22 protein-coding genes and 1 other annotated feature (1 of these 23 cut by a window edge) are annotated in these 21749 nt (G+C 36.5%); of the genes, 14 read left to right on the forward strand and 8 right to left on the reverse strand.

Annotation, left to right across the window (positions count from 1 at the left end; all coding sequences use genetic code 11):
- Positions 1-168: a binding site (T-box leader), on the forward strand (it extends 128 nt beyond the left edge of the window).
- A gap of 75 nt (positions 169-243) precedes the next feature.
- The 8 genes from SHYC_RS11630 (at position 244) to SHYC_RS11665 (ending at position 10317) form a co-directional block, all read left to right on the forward strand.
- A complete protein-coding gene (locus SHYC_RS11630) occupies positions 244-1347 on the forward strand; it encodes a PLP-dependent transferase (protein ID WP_039647341.1) in 1104 nt (367 codons plus the stop codon).
- Positions 1344-2519 (forward strand): cystathionine beta-lyase MetC, encoded by a 1176-nt coding sequence (gene metC / locus SHYC_RS11635; protein WP_039647342.1) that lies wholly within the window; start codon positions 1344-1346, stop codon positions 2517-2519. The genes SHYC_RS11630 and metC overlap by 4 nt, the downstream gene beginning before the upstream one ends.
- Positions 2473-4314 (forward strand): bifunctional homocysteine S-methyltransferase/methylenetetrahydrofolate reductase, encoded by a 1842-nt coding sequence (locus tag SHYC_RS11640; RefSeq protein ID WP_039647344.1) that lies wholly within the window; start codon positions 2473-2475, stop codon positions 4312-4314. The genes metC and SHYC_RS11640 overlap by 47 nt, the downstream gene beginning before the upstream one ends.
- Positions 4308-6554 carry a 5-methyltetrahydropteroyltriglutamate--homocysteine S-methyltransferase gene (gene metE, locus SHYC_RS11645; RefSeq protein ID WP_111725053.1) on the forward strand — a complete coding sequence of 749 codons (2247 nt, stop codon included), beginning with the start codon at positions 4308-4310 and terminating at the stop codon, positions 6552-6554. The genes SHYC_RS11640 and metE overlap by 7 nt, the downstream gene beginning before the upstream one ends.
- 24 nt (positions 6555-6578) lie before the next feature.
- Positions 6579-7322: a cyclase family protein gene (locus SHYC_RS11650; protein ID WP_039647348.1), complete on the forward strand. Its 744-nt coding sequence runs from the start codon at positions 6579-6581 to the stop codon at positions 7320-7322.
- 324 nt (positions 7323-7646) lie between these two features.
- Positions 7647-7874, forward strand: a complete 228-nt coding sequence (locus SHYC_RS11655; protein WP_107633535.1) for a DUF3923 family protein — start codon at positions 7647-7649, stop codon at positions 7872-7874.
- A gap of 360 nt (positions 7875-8234) precedes the next feature.
- Entirely contained in the window at positions 8235-8849 is a 615-nt protein-coding gene (locus SHYC_RS11660) for a LysE/ArgO family amino acid transporter (protein ID WP_039647350.1), read from the forward strand.
- A 253-nt stretch (positions 8850-9102) separates the two neighbouring features.
- On the forward strand, positions 9103-10317 hold the full coding sequence (locus tag SHYC_RS11665; protein ID WP_039647352.1) for a hypothetical protein: 1215 nt from the start codon (positions 9103-9105) through the stop codon (positions 10315-10317).
- Between the two features lie 151 nt (positions 10318-10468).
- Here SHYC_RS11665 and SHYC_RS11670 read toward each other — a convergent pair whose 3' ends face one another.
- From SHYC_RS11670 to ureE, 5 genes are all read right to left on the reverse strand, one after another.
- Entirely contained in the window at positions 10469-11020 is a 552-nt protein-coding gene (locus SHYC_RS11670; RefSeq protein WP_039647354.1) for a hypothetical protein, read from the reverse strand.
- Positions 11021-11174: 154 nt separating this feature from the next.
- Positions 11175-12008: an urease accessory protein UreD gene (locus SHYC_RS11675; protein ID WP_039647356.1), complete on the reverse strand. Its 834-nt coding sequence runs from the start codon at positions 12006-12008 to the stop codon at positions 11175-11177.
- 1 nt (position 12009) lies between these two features.
- On the reverse strand, positions 12010-12621 hold the full coding sequence (gene ureG, locus SHYC_RS11680; RefSeq protein WP_039647358.1) for an urease accessory protein UreG: 612 nt from the start codon (positions 12619-12621) through the stop codon (positions 12010-12012).
- An 11-nt stretch (positions 12622-12632) separates the two neighbouring features.
- Positions 12633-13322: an urease accessory protein UreF gene (locus tag SHYC_RS11685; RefSeq protein ID WP_039647360.1), complete on the reverse strand. Its 690-nt coding sequence runs from the start codon at positions 13320-13322 to the stop codon at positions 12633-12635.
- The gene (ureE, locus tag SHYC_RS11690) at positions 13315-13767 is read right to left on the reverse strand and encodes an urease accessory protein UreE (protein WP_039647361.1); all 453 of its coding nucleotides are present in this window, start codon (positions 13765-13767) and stop codon (positions 13315-13317) included. Before ureE ends, SHYC_RS11685 begins: the two co-directional genes overlap by 8 nt.
- Before the next feature lie 402 nt (positions 13768-14169).
- Between ureE and SHYC_RS11695 the strand changes: the two genes are divergently transcribed.
- Both SHYC_RS11695 and SHYC_RS11700 read left to right on the forward strand, forming a co-directional pair.
- Complete coding sequence (locus SHYC_RS11695; RefSeq protein WP_039647363.1) at positions 14170-14685, forward strand: YceI family protein; 516 nt, start codon at positions 14170-14172, stop codon at positions 14683-14685.
- A gap of 230 nt (positions 14686-14915) precedes the next feature.
- A complete protein-coding gene (locus SHYC_RS11700; protein ID WP_039647365.1) occupies positions 14916-15839 on the forward strand; it encodes a DUF5996 family protein in 924 nt (307 codons plus the stop codon).
- Between the two features lie 276 nt (positions 15840-16115).
- On the opposite strand, the gene SHYC_RS11705 is transcribed toward SHYC_RS11700, so the two are convergent.
- The 3 genes from SHYC_RS11705 to SHYC_RS11715 all read right to left on the reverse strand — a co-directional run bounded on the left by SHYC_RS11705 (position 16116) and on the right by SHYC_RS11715 (position 18715).
- Complete coding sequence (locus tag SHYC_RS11705) at positions 16116-17243, reverse strand: hypothetical protein (RefSeq protein WP_052257857.1); 1128 nt, start codon at positions 17241-17243, stop codon at positions 16116-16118.
- A gap of 105 nt (positions 17244-17348) precedes the next feature.
- Complete coding sequence (locus SHYC_RS11710; RefSeq protein WP_039647369.1) at positions 17349-17627, reverse strand: GNAT family N-acetyltransferase; 279 nt, start codon at positions 17625-17627, stop codon at positions 17349-17351.
- 170 nt (positions 17628-17797) lie between these two features.
- Positions 17798-18715 (reverse strand): M23 family metallopeptidase, encoded by a 918-nt coding sequence (locus tag SHYC_RS11715; RefSeq protein WP_039647372.1) that lies wholly within the window; start codon positions 18713-18715, stop codon positions 17798-17800.
- 276 nt (positions 18716-18991) lie between these two features.
- Between SHYC_RS11715 and SHYC_RS11720 the strand changes: the two genes are divergently transcribed.
- The 4 genes from SHYC_RS11720 (at position 18992) to SHYC_RS11735 (ending at position 21703) form a co-directional block, all read left to right on the forward strand.
- Entirely contained in the window at positions 18992-19420 is a 429-nt protein-coding gene (locus tag SHYC_RS11720) for a MarR family winged helix-turn-helix transcriptional regulator (protein WP_039647374.1), read from the forward strand.
- 75 nt (positions 19421-19495) lie between these two features.
- Positions 19496-20455 carry a ring-cleaving dioxygenase MhqE gene (gene mhqE, locus SHYC_RS11725; RefSeq protein ID WP_039647376.1) on the forward strand — a complete coding sequence of 320 codons (960 nt, stop codon included), beginning with the start codon at positions 19496-19498 and terminating at the stop codon, positions 20453-20455.
- Positions 20456-20479: 24 nt separating this feature from the next.
- Entirely contained in the window at positions 20480-21100 is a 621-nt protein-coding gene (locus SHYC_RS11730; protein ID WP_039647377.1) for a flavin reductase family protein, read from the forward strand.
- A gap of 15 nt (positions 21101-21115) precedes the next feature.
- On the forward strand, positions 21116-21703 hold the full coding sequence (locus tag SHYC_RS11735) for an alpha/beta hydrolase (protein WP_039647379.1): 588 nt from the start codon (positions 21116-21118) through the stop codon (positions 21701-21703).
- Positions 21704-21749: the final 46 nt, after the last annotated feature.

Consider the following 21749-nt stretch of genomic DNA (forward strand, 5'->3'; position numbering starts at 1 on the left):
GGGTTCGCCCGTTATAGCGATACAGTATTAACATGTTATTAAATGGCGTACTGGAATTGTACTACTTTTCTATGTCCCTATTTTTAATCATGGCGTACTGGAAGAGGCTACTTCAGTGATGACGTAGCAAATTAAGGTGGTACCACGAACAAAGCTTTCGTCCTTTATTTCCGAATTTCATTTTCGGGTGTAAAGGATGGAAGCTTTTTTTGTTCATTAAAAATCAAAGGGGAGGTTAATTCTATGAAAGATACAGAACTCGCGCAAATTGCACTGACTGAAGATGCGACAGGGGCCATTGCAAACCCCATTTATTTATCTACCGCATATCAGCATCATGGATTAGGTCAGTCCACTGGATATGATTATACACGTACTAAAAATCCAACGCGTCATGCTTTTGAAACAGCCTTTGCGAAACTGGAAGGTGGTACAGCCTCTTTTGCCACTGCGAGTGGTATGGCAAGCGTGCAACTCGTATGTAGCTTGTTTAAACCTGGCGATGAAATTCTCGTCTCTTATGATTTATACGGTGGCACCTTTCGATTGTTTCAATTTTATGAAGAACAGTACGGCGTTCATTTTAAATATGTGCACTTTGAAGATGTTGCAAATGTGCGTCAACAGATCACTCAAAATACAAAAGCGTTTTTTATTGAGCCAATTTCAAATCCATTAATGATTGAAATCGACCTTGAGCCATACTACATATTAGCGAAAAAGCATCACCTACTCACAATAATAGACAATACCTTTTTGACACCTTATTTATCGACACCATTGAAAGATGGCGCAGATATTGTGCTCCATTCTGCAACAAAGTATATCGGTGGTCATAATGATGTATTGGCTGGTATTGTCACTGTCAAAGACCCTGATTTAGTGAATCAGTTCACCCTACTGCACAATATGATTGGCGCAACGCTGTCACCGTTTGATAGCTATTTATTACAACGTGGCTTAAAAACATTACATTTACGCGTCGCACGTGCAGAAGACAATGCGCGTCGACTTGCAGCACGCTGTGAACAATTAGAGGGCATTCAAGACGTCCTCTATAGTGGCCGTACTGGTATGTTAAGTTTGCGATTATCCCCTGGTTATAGTGTTGCACGTCTACTCGAACATGTTGACGTGTCCCGATTTGCGGAAAGTCTAGGAGGCACAGAAACGTTTATCACCTTTCCATATACACAAACCCATGTGGATATGCCTGATGCTGAAAAGGATGCACGTGGTATTGACCAGTATTTAATTCGGTTATCTTTAGGTATTGAAGCATATGAAGATATTGAAGCGGATTTCATTCAAGCATTAAATCAATCGAGAGAAGGAGTGACGCTATGAGTCATACTAAAGCAACACAACTTATTCATGATCCACAGCGTGGTAAAACATATACTAGTGCCAATATACCGCTCTATTACTCATCGACCTACCACCAACAAACTCTAGGTGGAGAAACAACGTATGATTATGCTCGAAGCGGTAATCCGAACCGAGAACTCTTAGAAACGAAACTTGCAGAACTTGAAAATGGCACCCATGGTTTTGCTTTCAATTCAGGTATTAGCGCCATTACAAGTGTTTTTCTTACATTAAAAGCTGGCGATCACGTCATATTACCTGATGATGTCTACGGCGGCACTTTTCGATTAACTGAACAGATTTTATCCAAATTTGATATTCATTTCACAACGGTAAACGCTGAAAAAACTGAAAATTTCGAAAAAGCAATCACGCCACGTACACGACTTATCTATGTGGAAACACCATCTAATCCTTTATTTAAAATCACGCATATTCGTGGCGTAGCACAAATTGCTAAAAAACACAACCTTTTACTCGCGGTAGACAATACGTTTATGACACCCATTGCACAAAATCCGTTAGATTTAGGTGCAGACATTGTTATTCATAGCGCTACAAAATTTTTAGGTGGACATAGTGACTTAATTGCAGGTGCTGTTATCACAAATCACGAGGCATTTGCAGAAGCGCTTTATCTCATACAAAACGGTGCAGGTACTGGCCTATCGGTGTATGACAGTTGGACGTTAACCCAACATTTAAAAACGCTCAATGTACGGTTTCAACAATCTTCTAAAAGTGCACAACGTATCGTTCGCTTCTTAGAACAACACCCTGCTGTGGCTGACATCTATTACCCGGGTTATAGTACCGTACATCTGAACCAAGCCACACATGGTGGCGCGGTGTTTGGATTTAGACTCAAACACGAACATCTTGCACAAACATTTGTAGATGCGCTAAATATACCACTCGTATCGGTCAGCCTTGGTGGCGTAGAAACGATATTATCGCATCCCTACTCGATGTCACATGCGGCAATTCCGCAACATATCAGAGAAGCACGTGGCATCACTTTTGGTTTATTTAGACTTAGCGTCGGTTTAGAAGACCCTGACACATTAATTTCAGACTTAGATTACGCATTAAAGGAGGTATACGATGAGTCGCTTATTGAACACCCTGAAAGACACTATTCTAGTGGCTGATGGCGCAATGGGAACCATTCTGTATTCAGAAGGTCTCGATACGTGCCCTGAAGCATACAATTTAACACATCCTGAAAAAGTGGAACATATTCATCGTTCTTACATTCAAGCTGGCGCTGATATTATCCAAACGAACACGTACGGTGCTAACTTTGAAAAGTTGAAAGCTTTTGGATTAGAAGATAAAGTCCGAGATATTCATCATGCTGCGATTGCAATCGCAAAGCGCGCCGCTAAAGCAGACACCTTTATTCTAGGTACAGTTGGTGGTTTTCGCGGTTTGAAGCAAGGTGATTTCACTTTACCCGCCATTCAGTACCATACAGAAATCCAAGTCGATTGTTTAGTGCAAGGTGGCGTGGATGGACTCTTATTTGAAACATATTATGATTTGGAAGAATTACTCGCCGTTATTCAAGCAACACGTCAAAAATATGATATCCCTATTATCGCGCAATTAACCGCTTCAAATACGAATTATTTACGTGATGGGACTGTCATTAACGATGCATTACAACAAATCATTCATGCTGGTGCCAATATCGTAGGTCTCAATTGCCACCATGGTCCGCACCATATGAAAAATTCATTTAGTCATATCGAGCTTCCGCACCAAGCATATCTATCCTGTTATCCGAATGCGAGCTTGCTTGATATTGAAAACAATAATTTCAAATATAGTAACAATGCTTCGTATTTTGGTGAAGTGGCCGAACAACTGATTCATGAAGGCGTGCGTATCATAGGAGGCTGTTGCGGGACAACGCCCGAACATATTCACCATATAAAAACGTCCATTCGTGGGTTAAAACCTGTCACGCATAAAAAAGTAATTCCTATTCATAAAAAACGTGAAAGCACCACACCTCACGCAACCAAACTGAATTTAAAAGAACGCGTTACCCAACAACCGACTATAATTGTAGAACTTGATACACCCAAACACCTTGATACAGACCGCTTTTTTAAAAATATTGCAGCGCTTGACCGTGCCAATATCGATGCCGTAACCCTTGCTGACAATTCGTTGGCTACCGTACGTATATCCAATCTTGCAGCAGCAAGTTTAATTAAACAAAAGTACACAATTGAACCGCTCGTTCACATTACTTGTCGCGATCGTAATCTCATCGGGTTACAGTCTCATTTGCTCGGCTTAGCATTACTCGGAATTAATGAAATCTTAGCCATTACTGGAGACCCCTCTAAAGTCGGTCACTTACCTGGTGCCACAAATGTTTATGATGTTAATTCCAAAGGACTTACCGAGCTTGCGTTACGTTTCAACGAAGGGATTAACACAGACGGTGATGCGCTGAAAAGACGAACCAATTTCAACATCGCTGGTGCTTTTGACCCTCATGTAAGAAACATTGATGCCGCTGTGCGGAAACTTGAAACGAAACTGACAAGTGGCATGCATTATTTCATTACACAACCTGTATTTACAAAAGAAAAAATCGTTGAAATTTATGAAGCTACGAAACACCTTAACGTCCCTATTTTTATAGGTATTATGCCTATTACAAGTTATAACAACGCCCTGTTTCTTCATAACGAAGTCCCTGGAATTAAGATGACAGATGACGTATTAGAGCGTTTCAAAGCCGTTGCAGGCGATAAACTTGCGACATATGAACTTTCCATTTCAATTTGTAAATCACTCATTGAAACGGTGCACCAATACTTTAATGGTTTATATCTCATCACACCATTTGAACGTGTCGACTACGCTTTAGAACTTGCAGCATATTCAAAATCAATCACATCAACCAATCAGGAGGTTATATTATGACAATTAAAACAACAAACTTAGGATTCCCAAGACTTGGACGTAAACGTGAATGGAAAAAAGCAATTGAGAACTATTGGAATCAATCCCTTTCAAAAGCTGAATTAGATGACACATTACGCAACTTACATCGTGAAAATTTATTACTTCAAAAGAACCATCATTTAGACAGTGTTCCTGTCGGTGACTTTTCACTTTATGATCATATTTTAGATACATCGTTACTTTTTAATATTATTCCTGAACGTTTCCAAGGGCGTGACGTTGATGATGATTTACTCTTTGATATTGCGCGCGGTAATAAAGAACACGTCGCAAGTGCACTCATTAAATGGTTTAACACAAACTATCACTACATCGTACCAGAATGGGATCATGTCACACCAAAACTCGGTCGTCATGTCATTTTAGAACGCTTTAACTACGCGAAATCACTTAATATTCATGCGCACCCTGTGATTATCGGCCCTATCACTTTCGTTAAATTGTCAAAAGGCGGACATCAATCTTTTGAAGATAAAGTACGTACGTTACTTCCATTGTATATAGAAGCATTTGAAGCTTTAATCCAAGCAGGCGCAGAATTGATTCAAGTGGATGAACCCGTGTTAGTGACAGATGACGGTGAAGATTTAGAAGCGATAACACGTGAAGCATATGAGGCATTTGCTGGTGCAGAAGTCGCTGAGAAGTTAATCATTCAAACTTATTTTGAACGGGCTAATGTCAAATTTTTAAGTAGCCTTCCAGTCAAAGGTCTTGGTTTAGACTTTGTTCATGACCGTGGTCAAAACTTGGCTCAAATTGAAAATGGTGACTTTGATGCATCGAAAACATTATTTGCAGGTATCATTGATGGTCGAAATGTTTGGGCTTCAGATGTAAAAGCTAAAAAAGCATTAATCGAAACATTATCAACTTACACAGATGACCTTTATATCAATCCTTCATCATCACTTCTTCATGTCCCAGTCTCATTAGATGATGAAACATTAGATGACACCGTGCGCGACGGGTTAAGTTTTGCGACTGAAAAATTGGAAGAATTGGATGCGTTAAAACGTGCAATTAATGATGGAAATACTGAAAAACTAGACGCATTACAAGCACAATATGAGCGTTTCCAAAATCAAGATTTCAAAAACTTAACATATGATTTTGACAGTGTCCGTTCAACGCGTGAATCTAAATTTGAAACACGAAAAGTGGTTCAACAAGAACGTTTAAACTTGCCTGATTTACCAACTACGACAATTGGGTCATTCCCGCAATCTCCAGAAGTTCGAAAAAAGCGTGCGGATTGGAAAAACAATCGTATTTCAAATGAGGACTATGACACGTTTTTGAAAGCTGAAATTAAGCGCTGGATAGACATTCAAGAGGATATTGGTTTAGACGTCTTCGTACATGGCGAATTCGAACGCAATGACATGGTTGAATTCTTCGGCGAAAAACTACAAGGATTTTTAGTGACAAAATTCGGTTGGGTGCAGTCTTATGGTTCTCGTGCGGTGAAACCACCGATTATTTATGGTGATGTAAAATGGACAGCACCTTTAACCGTTAAAGAGACGGTATATGCGCAAAGCTTAACAGACAAACCTGTCAAAGGCATGCTAACAGGCCCTGTGACGATTTTAAACTGGTCATTTGAACGTGTGGACTTACCACGTGAAGACGTACAAAATCAAATCGCCTTGGCAATTAATGAAGAAGTGTTAGCACTTGAAGAAGCTGGTATTAAAGTCATTCAAGTGGACGAACCTGCACTGCGCGAAGGCTTACCGCTGCGTAAAGCTTATCATGAGGATTATTTACGCAAAGCCGTGCATAGCTTTAAACTGGCAACATCTTCAGTGGCGGATCATACACAAATTCATACGCATATGTGTTACTCACAATTTGGTCAAATCATTCATGCAATTCATGAACTTGATGCGGATGTCATTTCTATTGAAACATCACGTAGTCATGGTGATTTAATCAAAGATTTTGAAGATATTCATTATGATTTAGGTATTGGTTTAGGTGTTTATGACATTCATAGTCCACGTATTCCTACTGAAGATGAAATAACGACAGCCATTCAAAGAGGATTGCAACAAATTGACCGCTCACTCTTCTGGGTGAACCCAGACTGCGGATTAAAAACACGAAAAGAAGCAGAAGTAAAAGCCGCATTAACCGTTCTCGTGAACAGCGCTAAAAAACTACGTCAAAATACGACAACACCGACAGCATAATCACTTTTAGAAAGGATGATAGCCATGTCCTATCCATTATGGCAACAACTTGATCATTTAAAGTCCCTGACATGGGTGGATTTAACACATACCTTCAACGCACACTCCCCTCACTTTAGTGCGTTTGAAGGTGCTCAAATTGACACACCATTCACTGTTCAAAAAGATGGATTTTTCGTTCAACAGTGGCAGCTTGTGACACAATACGGCACCCATATTGATGCCCCTATTCACTTTGTAGACCACACACGGTACTTACATGAATTGGCGCTTAAAGAATTGGTACTCCCGTTAATTGTGCTCGATTTTTCTAAAGAAGTAGCGGAAAATCCTGATTTTGTGCTTACACGTGAACACGTTGAACAGTGGGAAGCACAAAACGGGACAATCGAACCTGACACTTTCGTCGCCTTTCGAAGTGATTGGTCGAAACGTTGGCCTCATACGGTTCAATTTGAAAATAAAGATGCAGACGGTAATCAACACCTTCCTGGTTGGGGACTTGACGCTTTACAATATTTAATTGAAACCCGTCACGTAAAAGCGATTGGACATGAAACATTTGATACCGATGCTTCTGTTGAAATTCGAAAACATGGTGATATTGTAGGTGAACGTTATGTTTTAGGACAAGATACGTATCAAATTGAGCTTTTAAACAATTTAGATCAACTTCCAACACGCGGTGCCATCATTTATCACATTCCGCCAAAACCCGATCACGCTCCTGGATTTCCTGTGCGTAGTTTTGCGATACTTCCAGAATAAAAAATGATAATTTATCTGAGATGGGATATAGTACACCTGTTAATTAAAAATATGCCAACAAATTTCATTGATACATGAACTTTGTTGGCTATTATTTATCTATATTATTAAATTTAGACTTAATGATACACATTTTGATAAATTGTGATTGATTCCTTAGCCAAGACTTCTGAGGCATTTAGCCGCAACCGAAAATCCATTTTGAGTTAAGGTACCTAGAAAAGCGAGGTGTTAGGGACAATCATAAATTGAAAAGCTTTACGTCCTATCCATCATTTTTATGTTATTATATTTAATAATAAAAATTTTTTATAGGAGGGTGTTATGTTGAGAGCATCGTGGATATTGTGGAGCATCATAACAGCTTTTTGGTTTATTTTATATTTAAGTGTATCGACTTTTTTATGGTTACGTGAAGTTGACGGTACTGGTACAGTTCAAACGCCAGAATTAAAACTGATTTCCATCGGTGTATGGAGTGCATTTTTTATCATTCCATGTTGCATTCAAATCATATGGTTCATCTTCAATCTGATTAAATCTAAAAAATAACCGTTATACCGCTAATACAACAACAAGCAAAAATTGCATAATTTCGTATTCAAAGGTTTACATATATCAACGTTAATCATGACGTCATGTTTTTAAATGATGCATCAAAATCGATGTCATACTTATCTTAGGGGAAATTTTTTATGAAAATATCGTGAATTATATGGTGGATTTTTAATGCCTTTTGGTTGTTATTGTTAATTATTGGAGTAATCGTCATATTTATTTCGTTACGATTTTAATTTGACTGGCACAATTCATTATTCCGTTCACTATTCAACTTATTCAGATGATTATTAATATTATATTAACAATCACAGAACGTAATAAACCGAAATACCAAAAGAAAGCGTGATTGAGATGTTGCAAGCAGTGTTACATGGATTTTTACTCGCTTTAGGCTTAATTTTACCGTTAGGTGCTCAAAATGTCTTTGTTTTTAATCAAGGGGCAAATCACAAAAATTGGGTGCGTACCCTACCTGTCATCGTGACTGCAGGCTTATGTGATACGTTATTAATTTTACTTGCGGTTTTAGGCGTGTCTTTAGTGTTGATGTCTTTACCTACGCTTCAATTGGTCATTTATATCATTGGTTTCATTTTTTTACTTTATATGGCCTGGTCATTATGGCGCGAAAAGCCTGCCTCAATAGAAAAGCAGACACAAATGTCGGCTAAGAAACAAATTGGCTTTGCCCTCTCTGTGTCACTGTTAAATCCGCATGCAATCATGGATACCATCGGCGTCATCGGAACAAGTGCGGCGCTATACACAGGTAGTGAAAAAGTTATCTTTACGCTAGCAACGATGACTGTGTCCTGGGTATGGTTTATCACATTAGCACTATTAGGACGTCTCGTAGGTCATGTCGATCGCACTGGCAAATTTATTGTCATATTAAACAAATGCTCAAGTGTTATCATCATTTTTGTAGCCATGATTATTTTAAAAAACATCGTTCAACTTCTATAATTCTTCAAAAATAAACTTTTTAAAGAGGTGTGTGCTATCACCTCTTTTTTTATCGCCAATAAAATTGTAATCTCATTAAATGCACTTTAACTTAATAGAGTTAGTAAATGTTATTTTTGTAATTTTAAAAACAATAAATACTTATATTATTTATTACATATATACCAACCTATATTTTATCGTTTCGTGTTATGATTACTACAACACAGTTTAAAAATATATTTAAATTAACTATAAAAGGGTGGGAGAACATATGAATTTCATTAAAAAGTACAAGTGGGTCATTGTCGGTAGTATAGTGGCTTTAGCTGTCATTATTTTACTCACATTCGTATTCATTAAAAATAAGAAAGTAAATGTAGAAGATGATGTCAAAGTCGAATTTTCAGGATACAATGGATCAGGTTATGCACATATCACCGATAAGTCCTCAGAAAAAATTACAAATAAACTTTTAGCTCAAGCATTAAGACAGGCAGATTTTAAAAATAAAGATGTGATTGAGATGATCGAAAAAGGTAATACAGATGACTTGGATAGTGATAAATTCACCAAAGAAGAACAAGATCAATTGGTGAAAGCAGGAAAGATATTAGAAAGCTTTGAACTTGATATTGATAAAGAAGATAAATTATCAAATGGTGACAAAATTAAAGTCAAGTTAAAAATTAAGAAAAACATGTCAAAAGAGTATCAACTAAAAGCAAAAGAATTCACTAAGGAATTTAAAGTGTCCGGTTTAAAAAATCCGAAATCTCTTGATGCGAAATCTTTATTTGAAGGCTTAAATCCAACATTTACTGGATTAAATGGTAGCGGGCAACTCCATCTTTTATATAAAGATGCACCTGAATCAATCAAAAAGTTATCTCTTTCAAACTTTGAATTTACAGTCCCAAATAACGGCAAACTTAAAAACGGGGATAAAGTTAAGTTAAAAGTACCCGAAGAAGTTGTGAAGCAAATTAATGACAGTGAATCCACGAACTTTAAGGGCAGTACAACATATGAATTAAAAGTAAAAGATTTAAAAGACGTCAATAAGTTAGAAAATGTTAGCACATTATTAGAGGACAATAATAAACTTATTAATGATCGCTTTAAAAGTTCAAGTTATTCAAAATCCTCTACCGAACAAATTGGTCAATACTTTAAAACGAGTAATAATGTAGATTCAGAATATGACTTTGGTTCAAGTGATAGTGACAACACTACTGAAAAAATCTCACCCGTGCGCGACATCGATGAAACGAGAGTGACGTTAATTACTGCAGTAAAAGTCACTGAAACAAGCAAATACTCTGACCCCGAGGTAAAATATGCTTACTCTGGTTACTCAAATTATCTTTTAGAAGGCAACCGATTAACTAAAGACGATACGACTAGAGAAATTGACGAATTAAATTCAGAAGAAGATTTGGAAGAATTTAATAACACGTTAGATAGCAATGGTTTCATCGCATTATAATTGCATTTTATAGCCACCAAAGTTCATTTTTAAAGAACTTTGATGGCTTTCTTGTTTGCAACGAAATTTTTCTGATACTTTATGATTTAAACTTTATTATGAGACACCATGTTGCTCAAATATTGAACTAAAAAGTAATCCATCCCCGTTATTATGTGTTCAAACCTTTGGCATAACGGATGAACGCATGAGATACAAACACACATAGACTGATATGTACAAGCCAAAATATTAAATCTGTAATCATACCTATAGACAATATAAAAGACAGTATTTTGCCAATAAGAGGCACTACTATTAATTGAATACAAATTAAAAGCATTTTAATAAATCTATGATTCGTATTAAACAATACTATAGATAGGGGCGTGATGACTACCATGCTTATATATGCAATCATTCCCATTTCCCCAAGTAAAAGTGTTTCATTATGTAATGTTCTGTTTAAACTCATATTAGATACAAATCTCATAATAAACCTATACATCCCTATGAAAAAGAAAAAACCTAATACATTCCAAAATATTTTCTCTAAAATCAACAAGACATAATGGCTTACATTTTTCTGTTTCGCTTCGTAAACGACTTCACATATCACTATTATTAATAGTAAAAATATCGACATCGTTAAAAATGTATAGCTATACTCACCTAATACGATACCTTTAAAAAACCTCAAGAGTTCGAATAATTCTCCAACCATCATATACTCCTTAAAAGTTATTCTAATAATATAAACTTGTTGTTAAAATTTATTGTACCTTACTTTAAATTCATATTGCATTACTATTTTTAATTTAACTCTAAAAAACGGTAAAGGGCGTTTTTTATAACCCTTTACCGCATATTAATACCTATTAATATTTCCGTAAAAATTGTGCATCTTCTTCGTGATAGGTCGTCATCACAAATTGATGTACATCATGAATAACGCGATTAATAACATCCGTAGACTGTGCTAATATACGTACCGTTAGCCCATGTGTAGGCAATAATGTGACACCGACACGACATGTAGGATTAATGTGCTGAGTGACCACATCTTGAACCGCTTCAACACATTTTTGGTTCACGTGAGAACTCATATAAAAACATGTCCCTAGATGGGTAAAACCTTCCATATATCCAATATCAGATACTTTATTTTTATGAGTGTCTAATCGTAAATGATCATAAACGACAAGTTCATCCTCAACTTTAATCTCATTCAACAATTGAAGATAATCGTACTGAAACATACGCCCTTCTTTATCATAACCTGGTGTGAGTATGTCCGAATAAAACATGGTCGCATGTTTTGAAAGTTTAAATACGTTATGTTGGTAAAATTTCGCATGGGTATACCCGATAATAGGATCACCAATATATTCCATAAAACTTTCATCCTCTAAAATGAAAGTTTGATATTGTTCCACGCGGTCTTCCAACGTCTTAAAAATGATAGTTGCTCCTTGGTTAGTGAGCACAGCATGTGCATTTTTTTCAAAGTGTATGCGCATCCGGTAGCGGTCACCATCGACAAAGCCACCACCTAATTGAATTAAAAACATAGTCGGATGCGGACTGCCGTTAAGATACGATGGACGTAATACTTTGAGCCCACCCTGAAAATACGTTTTACCATTTATCGTTTTGGACCCATCATGTTTAAATGTGATATCCAGTTCCCCTGTCCAATCTGAAATGGCCATACTATGCTAATCCTTCAAGAAAAACGTCTTTACGAATCCACGCGATGACATCTTCTAAACCTTCATCTGTTTTTAAATTCGTAAATGTGAATGGGCGGTCTTTTCTAAACTTCGTCGTATCTTCAGCCATTTGATCTAAAGAGGCACCCACGTACGGTGCAAGGTCTGTTTTATTGATAATAAAATAGTCAGATTTAATCATCCCTTGTCCGCCTTTACGAGGGATTTTTTCACCTTGCGCGACATCGATAATATAAATAGAAAAGTCGACAAGTTCTGGGCTAAAGGTTGCCGCTAAATTATCTCCACCTGATTCAATAAATAACAATTCTATATCTGGATGACGCTCCATTAGTTCATCAATGGCCGCAAAATTCATAGAGGCATCTTCACGGATAGCAGTGTGCGGGCAGCCTCCCGTCTCTACGCCAATGATTCGGTCTTCAGGTAAAACACCTGTTGCTACGAGTATCTTTTCATCTTCTTTAGTATAAATGTCATTCGTAATAACACCGATGCTTTTTTCTTTCGATAATTGTTTCACTACTTTCTCAATGAGTTGTGTTTTCCCTGCCCCAACAGGACCCCCAATACCAATCTTTACAGGTTTCATATTCCATCCTCCTACGAAATAAATATTCTTACATCTACGTTTTCATGTTCTAATTGATTCATCTCAATGCCTGGTGCAGTAAGTCCAAAATTGAACGTTTCTTGATGCATAATAGACTTACGCGTTTCTGTAATAAAATCCATCATATCCATCACAATATTTTGACCTTCTGTTTGTCCTAACGGAATGGCTCGCACCGCATTTTGCGTTAAACTTGAAATATTTTGGTATAAGAAATAATCGATAATTCGTTCTAAATCAATACCTAAATGATGTCCTAATAATGTAAATACTACAGCAGGATGACCGTGAAGCCGATATGCACTGACTTCTTTAAAATACCAGTCTATCCAGTGATCTTGATACAAAGTGTGCGCCAAATGTGCCATGCGTTTTCCCATTTGTTTTGTACCCACACGCGTTTCTCTAGGAATATTTTGTACAAACAATACTTGATCAATGCGTTTCATTTCTGCGATATCGTGATTTTCAACCGCTTCATACGCCATACGCATCGCTAAACCATCTGTATATGTTAATTGCTCAGTTAGAAACACTTTCAACCAATTTTGAAAAGTAGGTGCATCACGAACATCATTACGTTGAATGTAAGTTTCTAATCCAAATGAATGACTAAATGCGCCTGTTGGAAATTGTGAATCACAAAATTGAAAGAGTTTAAGTTCTGCTTGATTAATCATGAGAATGTCCTATATGTTTAAAGGCTTGATTCACTTTACGCGCTTCACGTTCATATGGTATACCTAATCCTTTTAATAAATCTTCTACGAGGTAATCATATTGAACGAGCATTTCCGTTTCTGTAAACTGGGCAGGTAAATGACGATTTCCTAATTGGTGCGCAATATCTCCCATTTCTTTTATTGAACGTGGTCGTATCGCAATAATATCTTCAGAATTGACATCAATAATAATCATATTTTTGTCATCTCGATATAAAATATCACCGTATTGCAAATCAATCGGTTGGTTTAACCGTATACCAATTTCTGTACCATGATCTGTAGTAACACGTTGGATACGTTTCACAAGATCCGCATTTTCTAAGTATACTTTTTCAATATGAATCTCTTTGTCTTCTGGTTTTAAGTTTGCGATATTACCTTGAATCATTTCTACAATCATGTAGTCATCTCCTTTTCTACGTCATTTATTTTAACATTTACAATTGAAAACGAACAACAAAACACTTTTGTAAAATAACAATATTAATACTAAGACGTCTAAGGTTACACTAAAAAACTTGTTGCTACTGAGTTTAAAAATACACCTCGAATATTATTATTTTCTCTAAATAACATTCCAAATACTCAATAGTTTTTCAATTTATAAGTATCATGTTTAAAACTCTCTTCTTCTAGGTAAAGTAAAAGTGTTAACACCATGATTATTCTATGTATGCTCACATTTATTTCGAATTTGAAATTTTTTTCTTGCAATGATTTGATTCGTGGTATATTATTTATATTGTAAAGGGTATATATTTTATACCGGCAAATGATTAAACATAACTAGGGGGCATTTTAAATGGCAAAATATAATTTCGATCAAGTACACAGTACATTAGACTTTTCAATTAAACATTTAATGGTATCTAAAGTTAAAGGAACTTTTGATGATTATCATGTAGAGTTATCAGGTGATCTTAACGACTTTTCAACTGTAAAAGCAACAGTAAAAATTGATGTTGATTCAATTAATACAGGTAACAAAGATCGTGATAATCACTTAAAATCAGCTGATTTCTTCAATACAGATGAAAACAAAGAAATTACATTTAAAACGACTAAAATTACTGAAGATAGCGTAACTGGAGATTTAACAATAGCTGGCCAAACACATGAAGAAACATTTGATTTCGATTTTAATGGCATTAGTGTGAATCCTATGTCAGGTGGTAAAGTTACTGGTTTCTCTGTATCAGGTAAAATTAATCGTGAAAAATATGGCGTAGACTTCAACCAAGCTTTAGAAACAGGTGGCGTGATGATCGGCAAAGATGTAAAATTTGAAGCTGATGCTGAGTTTTCTGTTGAAGAATAATACGCATTCTTTATAATGCTTTTCACGTCAAATTCATATAAAAATGGCCTTCAACGTGCACTTTTAGAAATGCACGTTGAAGGCTTTTATTATACGTATTAAACACTTTCAATTTAGATAAAATTAATGACACTTATTATTAAATATAATACATTTGCTTAATATATACGCTTTTTATGTATTTTAAAAGTGGGTATAGTTCATTGAAAAACGTTAAGGAGGTCATCCGTATGCTTAAAATGAAAGCATGGCAAAAAGAACGTGACACACTTCAACGCATTGCTCAAATGCTTGGCAAATATAAACTTGCAAGTGCATTTCAAGAACCACAATGGGCACATGTTATTTTAGACGTTACAACGACTGGCTTTTCAACAGGTCTATTATTCTATCATGATTGTACCTATACCATCCAAGTCGACTTACAAGCACATCGAATCGAAATTGTAACAGATCGTGGCCGCGCTGATTATCCGTTAAAAGATGGCACATCCATCCAAACCTATTACAACTGGATAACGCGTACGTTAAAACAATTCGATATTGATGTTTCAATCCATCCTATACCTCAAGAAGTGGCAGATCTTACACCTTTTGATGAAGATACCGTTCATCATCACTATAATGAAAAAATAAGTTTAGAAGTTTTACAGTTAATGAAATTTGCGGTACGTGCGTTAAGCCAATTTATTGCTCCATTTCGTGCGCGTAAAGTGAAACCCGGCTTGTTTTGGGGGACATTTGATATATCTACGTTACTCAATTACAACGCTTTTCATGAAACATTTAAACCTTCGCAAGTAATTGAATACGCAGCTTTTGATGAACATTTTATCGAATTCGGCTTTTGGTTTGGCGATGAAACATTTGAAGGTCCAACTTTCTTTATATTGCCATATCCATTTGTTGATGCATCGTTTACGTTTGATCAACCTTTATCAGATCACGCCTATTTTGATACGTCGTTAACAGAATTAATATATCCGTTAGATGCTGTAACTCCAGAATCATTTTATGACTTACAAACATTTTTTAATCAAGGATTTCATATTTTTAAAGACCATTTATCATGGCAACATTGTCAACATTATGAAGTACCGCTAAAAATGGTACAAAATCAAATTGGAAGATCACCTATTAAAACACAGCGGTAAGTCTTCCCTCATAAATGATGACAAAAAGAAAGTAGGACATCAATCATCTCATTTTGATTATTCCTAACGCCTCGCTTTTCTAGGTGCCTCAGTAATCTCAGCTAGGGAAGTAATCAAAGTCATGTTTAATTTCTTATACAAAAACCCCCTATAAAGTTTTCACTTTTTAAGTGTCTACTTTATAGGGAACAATATATGAATAAGTTTTGTTGGCTGTATTGATATACAGGATTGTTATGTCCTACCTTCTTTTACACTATTAAATCAAAGAAAGCACTATTCAAATTTATTTGCTGCTTCTCCACGTATATTTAAGCCACTTTTAACAATGCCTTCGTTTTGAACTGGCGCAATTTCTTTACCGTACGTATAAACATTGCCTTTTACTTCTAATCCTTCTACTTCAGCACCGTCTAAAATACTAATACCAATCGCAGATAATTCTTTGATGACACCTTTTACTAATGATTCACCTGTGCCACCATACGTTTCCACATTTTCGTGTACCGTAATTTGACCCACAGGCTTACTGATTTGGATACCTACTGCACCATCACCATGTGTCTCAATGCGTTTTAAATGGAGTTCCTTGATAGTTCCGTCATAGTTATTAATACCTCGCGCACCTGTTCCTTTGGTCATAATTGGAGCTTGAATATCCAACAACTGAATATGACCGAAATTCACAAAGCCGATTCCACTTGTACCTTCTGACAACACATCATTTTGAACAATCCATTCTTTAACAGCGCCCCAGTTATCAAGAACCATGTCATTAAACCCGTATGTTTTTGTAATCCCATGGTTTTCTACGCGTTCAACATGTGCATTACTTACTGTAAATACACCACCAGAAATACGATCAGCTACACCTTGTTTCAATAGACCATGCGTATAAACATCTTTAGTCGTAATTAAATTTGCGTGAATTTTTGCCTCTTTTGTACCTGATACGAAAACACCGCTACCATTCACAGGTTCGCTGTCTCGTCCAATGGAAACATCAGTAATTTGCGTATCAAAACGAATCTGTGGCGTACGATTCCAAACCGTAAGCCCCCCTTGAATAACAGTAACGCCAAATCCAGAAGGTCCTTCAGATTTGTGTGTAACATCCGCTGCTACCACATCAACATCAGTGATTTCCACACAAATATCATCAGAAGCATCGTCTGCAGTAAGGTTAATCGCACCATAAGTTGTGACATGTCCAAATTTAAAATCACCGTTCACACCTTGCGATTGAAAACTAACCGCATCTTCATGTTTCTTAGTACGTAAAGTCAAATTTTTTAATGCGTTATTTGCAGTTAGGATAATCAGTTGACCATGACCTGTGATTTCGATTGAACGCGCTTTCCCTTCAAGTTGCACACCTGTTGCTAAAGTGATTGGACTTTCCACATTAATGTTTTCTGTGATTAAAATCTGTGCATGGTCTACATTGGCTTCATTTTATTCTTGTAATGTTTTAACTTCTACCATTATTACGCCACCTATCTCTGTCTATTATTTTTGAAATACATCATGATATTCTGAATGTTTTTCAAGAATACCTTTAGCGAATGGGCACGTTGCTAAAATCATTTTGTCATTTTCACGCGCATAATCCACCGCTGCTTGTACAAGTTTTTTTCCGATACCTTGACCTTGTAAATGGTCACTCACTTCTGTATGGTCAATAATAATACGATCATTACCTGATGGAACATAAGTCATCAGGGCATCGAAATGACTTTCTGACTCTCCGACATAAAACTTACTTTCTCCATGTTTAACTTCTACCATAGCAATCATCCTTTATCATTATTTTCCTACTATAAAAACGATACCACCATTGCTCACCATTTAACCCAAATTATGCTATAAAAGTATTTAGGCGTAACGTGACGTGTTAAAACAACGCTAATATAAAAAAGACGCGTATGTCTATCGTAGAGACACACCCGTCTTAATGGTTATTGATTTGCTAAATAATTGTCTGGATTCACCGCATATTGATTTCCTATACCACCAGACATACGTTGGAAATGTAAGTGTGGCCCTGTCGAATTCCCAGTGTTACCTGATAAACCAATTTGTTGTCCTTTCTTAACAGTATCACCTGCTTGAACATTTAATTGATTCATATGCATGTACCATTGGTAATAATTACTGTTCGCTTCTTGAATGGTAATTTGGTTACCACCACCGTAGTTACTCCAACCACTGTCAATGACTTTACCATCAGTAAATGAATACACTGGTGTATTTTCAGGCATACCGTAGTCTACCCCGTAGTGTGCCCCACCTGTCGTATACTGTCCATATGGTTGCCACTTCGGATACTTTTTAAGCCATCCCGACGCAGCTTGACTCGTGTTCGACTTACTGTCATGATTTTGCTGAGCATTGCTACCAGATTGTTGTTGAGACATGCCATAAGAAGCGGCTCTTCCAACTTTTGTATCGTTACCTGTTTGATCTGTCTCATTTACATGCCAATCTCCCCGAGACTGCGTGTACGTCTGTGACGCATCGTATTGTGATTGGTCATTACGGTATTGGGCTTGAATGGCTTCATGAGATTGGCTAGGTGTGTCACTATTGTCATTTTGGAATGTTTGCGTGTAATAAACATAGTGCATATGACCGTTGGCATCAATATATGATGATTGATATAAACCTTGTTCAAACATCGACACATTCCAATTACCATCTATTGTATGATGATAATTACCATGCGCATCTATCGTAATATAATCATTCGTTTCTTCTGAAAATGTTGTAGTATAAGCTGACGGTTGGATACCTTCTGACGCTTCGGCATCTCCATGCATAAGACCAAACGTCGCAAATCCAATAGTAGCGATTGTCGCAGCTGTTACTTTTTTCATATAAATCCTCCTAAAACTAATGCATTTTTAAAACTAACGACATGGTAACATATTTATACCACCAAGCAAGGTTTGTTATTAATTTAAAGTCATTTTGTAAAATAGTAGTAAACAAAAGCGTTTGTTCAACAATTTAATAACATTGCATTTTCTAATTCGTAATATCATTTCACACGCAACTCAGCACATTATTTTGAAACTTTCTTCTTTACAAAAATAATAGTTTCAGTTATAATTATCTCGAATTCGAAATAATTAACAAAGAAGGTGTTGTCTTTGAATCGCACAGAGACGTCATTAAAAGTTTTTATTGGCCTTAAACGCACAAACGATATGTTAGATAAAAAAATTCATAAAGACATCAAATCCTATGGGCTAAATGTTACAGAATTTGCTGTATTAGAAGTGCTCTACAATCGTGGAGAACATACCATTCAACGCATTAAAGAACGCATTTTAATCGCAAGTAGTAGTACCACGTATGTCGTTACCAACTTAGAAAAAAAAGGATATATCCAGCGTCGCCAAGATCCAAAAGATAAACGTGTAAGCTATGCCTCACTTACAGATAAAGGTCAAATATTCATGGAAGAGATTTTTCCAAAGCACGCTGACGCTATTGCTTCAGTATTCTCAGATTTAACAGAAGAAGAACTTGAAAGTTTACAAAAAGTTCTAAAACGCATTAGTACACAAGCCGAGTAATATGGGCTCAGTGTACTTGATTTTTACATTAAAATTATTTCGAATTAGAAATATAATTGAGGGAGAGATTTGATTATGATTCAATTTCCATTAAAAGGTATTCATCATGTGACTGCAATGACAGATGATGCTGAACGTAACTACCACTTTTTTACAGATATTTTAGGCATGCGCCTTGTGAAAAAAACAGTCAATCAAGATGACATTTATACGTACCATACATTTTTTGCCGATGATGAAGGCAATGCAGGTACTGATATGACATTCTTTGATTTTCCTAACAATCCTAAAGGTCAAAAAGGAACGAATTCAATCAGCCGTCCTTCATTTCGTGTTCCAAATGATGCAGCACTCGAATACTATCAAGCCCGTTTTGAGGCATATAATGTGAAACATGATGGTATTCAAGACTTATTCGGTAAAAAAGTGTTACCCTTTGAAGAAGAGGACGGTCAGACTTACCAATTAATTTCTGATGAAAATAATACAGGCGTCGCACCTGGCGTACCTTGGAAAAATGGACCTGTCCCAGAAGATAAAGCGATTTATGGATTAGGTCCAATTGAGATTACAATGAGTTATTACGACAAATTTAAACAAACCCTCATTGATCTTTATGGCATGACACCTATTTTAGAAACAGAAGATGTTTCGATTTTAGAAGTAGGTGAAGGTGGTAATGGGGGACAAGTGATTTTACGTAAAGACCAAGGTACGCAAGCACGTCAAGGCTACGGTGAAGTACACCACGTATCATTCCGTGTTGAAGATGATACAGCAATACAAGATTGGTTTGAACGTTATGAAGCATTAGGCGTAAGAAATTCAGGCATCATTGACCGCTTCTTCTTTAAAGCACTCTATGCACGCATTGGACATATCTTAATTGAACTTTCAACAGACGGTCCGGGTTTCATGGGAGATGAACCCTATGAAACATTAGGTGAATCACTATCTTTACCACCATTTTTAGAAAGCAAAAGAGACTTTATAGAATCAGAAATAAGACCATTTAATACAAAACGATCCCATTAATTCTCTATGTGGAGGGCTGATGCGATGTATCATATTCAAGCAGAAAGTTTAACAAAACACGTATTATATAAGTTTTTAATTGGCACCGTCGTTCCGAGACCCATTGCGCTCATCACAACTTTATCTGAAGAAGGTATCACGAATATTGCACCATTTAGTTTCTTTAATATTGTGTCATCACAACCGCCCATCCTATCTGTAGCAATCCAGCGACACAACGATGGATCCATGAAAGATACCACCCATCATATCGCATCGCATAAAGAGGCAATCGTACATGTGGTGACAGAAACAAATGTTCATGATGCGAATCAAACCGCTGCACCATTGAATATCAATAACAGTGAACTTGATTTGACTCAGTTTACAGCTTGTCATTCGTCAACATCACGCATTCCAGCTTTAAATGAAAGCCCTGTACGATTTGAGACAAGACTGTATGAGCATATCGAAATTAAGACGGAAGGGCATACTGTCTCAGACCTAATGCTATTAGAAATCAAACATCTCTATATTGATGAGACACTTTATAATCCCGAACAAGGTTATGTAGATGTTGCACAACTTCAACCGGTAAGCCGTCTTGCCGGTGATGATTACGCGACATTAGGTGACTTTTTTACAATTGAAAGACCTAGATTTTAACGAGGTGAAAAATAAATGGAACATATTTTTAAACAAGGTCAAGCACAGGCACCTACATTTGTACTTTTACATGGTACTGGAGGCAATGAACATGACTTATTACCCGTAGCCGAATTGCTTGCCCCTTCCTATAACGCTCTTGGTATACGAGGAAATGTATTAGAAAACGGGATGAATCGATTTTTTAAACGTCATGGCGAAGGTCAATATGATATTAAGGATTTAAAATTTCGAGCGAATGAACTTCATCAATTTATAAAGACTTCCGCACAACACTATGGTTTTAATATTAATCAAGTTATTTTAGTTGGTTTTTCAAATGGTGCAAATATCGCTACTGAATTGTTATTAAATGCGGATATGCCATACCGTAAAGGCTTACTTTTTGCGCCACTCTATCCTTTGGACGTTGATACCCATTTAGACTTATCACAAAAATCCGTATTCCTATCTATGGGTGCAAATGATCCAATCGTCACCGTTCAACAGAGTTATGACGTGGAACAATTATTTAAGCAACGTGGCGCACATGTTACATCTTATTGGGTAAATAGCCATGAACTCACAAGTGATGCAATCAAAGCCGCAAAAACCACACTGTAATACAAGGAGGACTTTTCAAGACGATGGTTCAACAACGTCGCATATC

The sequence above is a fragment of the Staphylococcus hyicus genome, from assembly GCF_000816085.1.
Lineage (GTDB): Bacteria > Bacillota > Bacilli > Staphylococcales > Staphylococcaceae > Staphylococcus > Staphylococcus hyicus.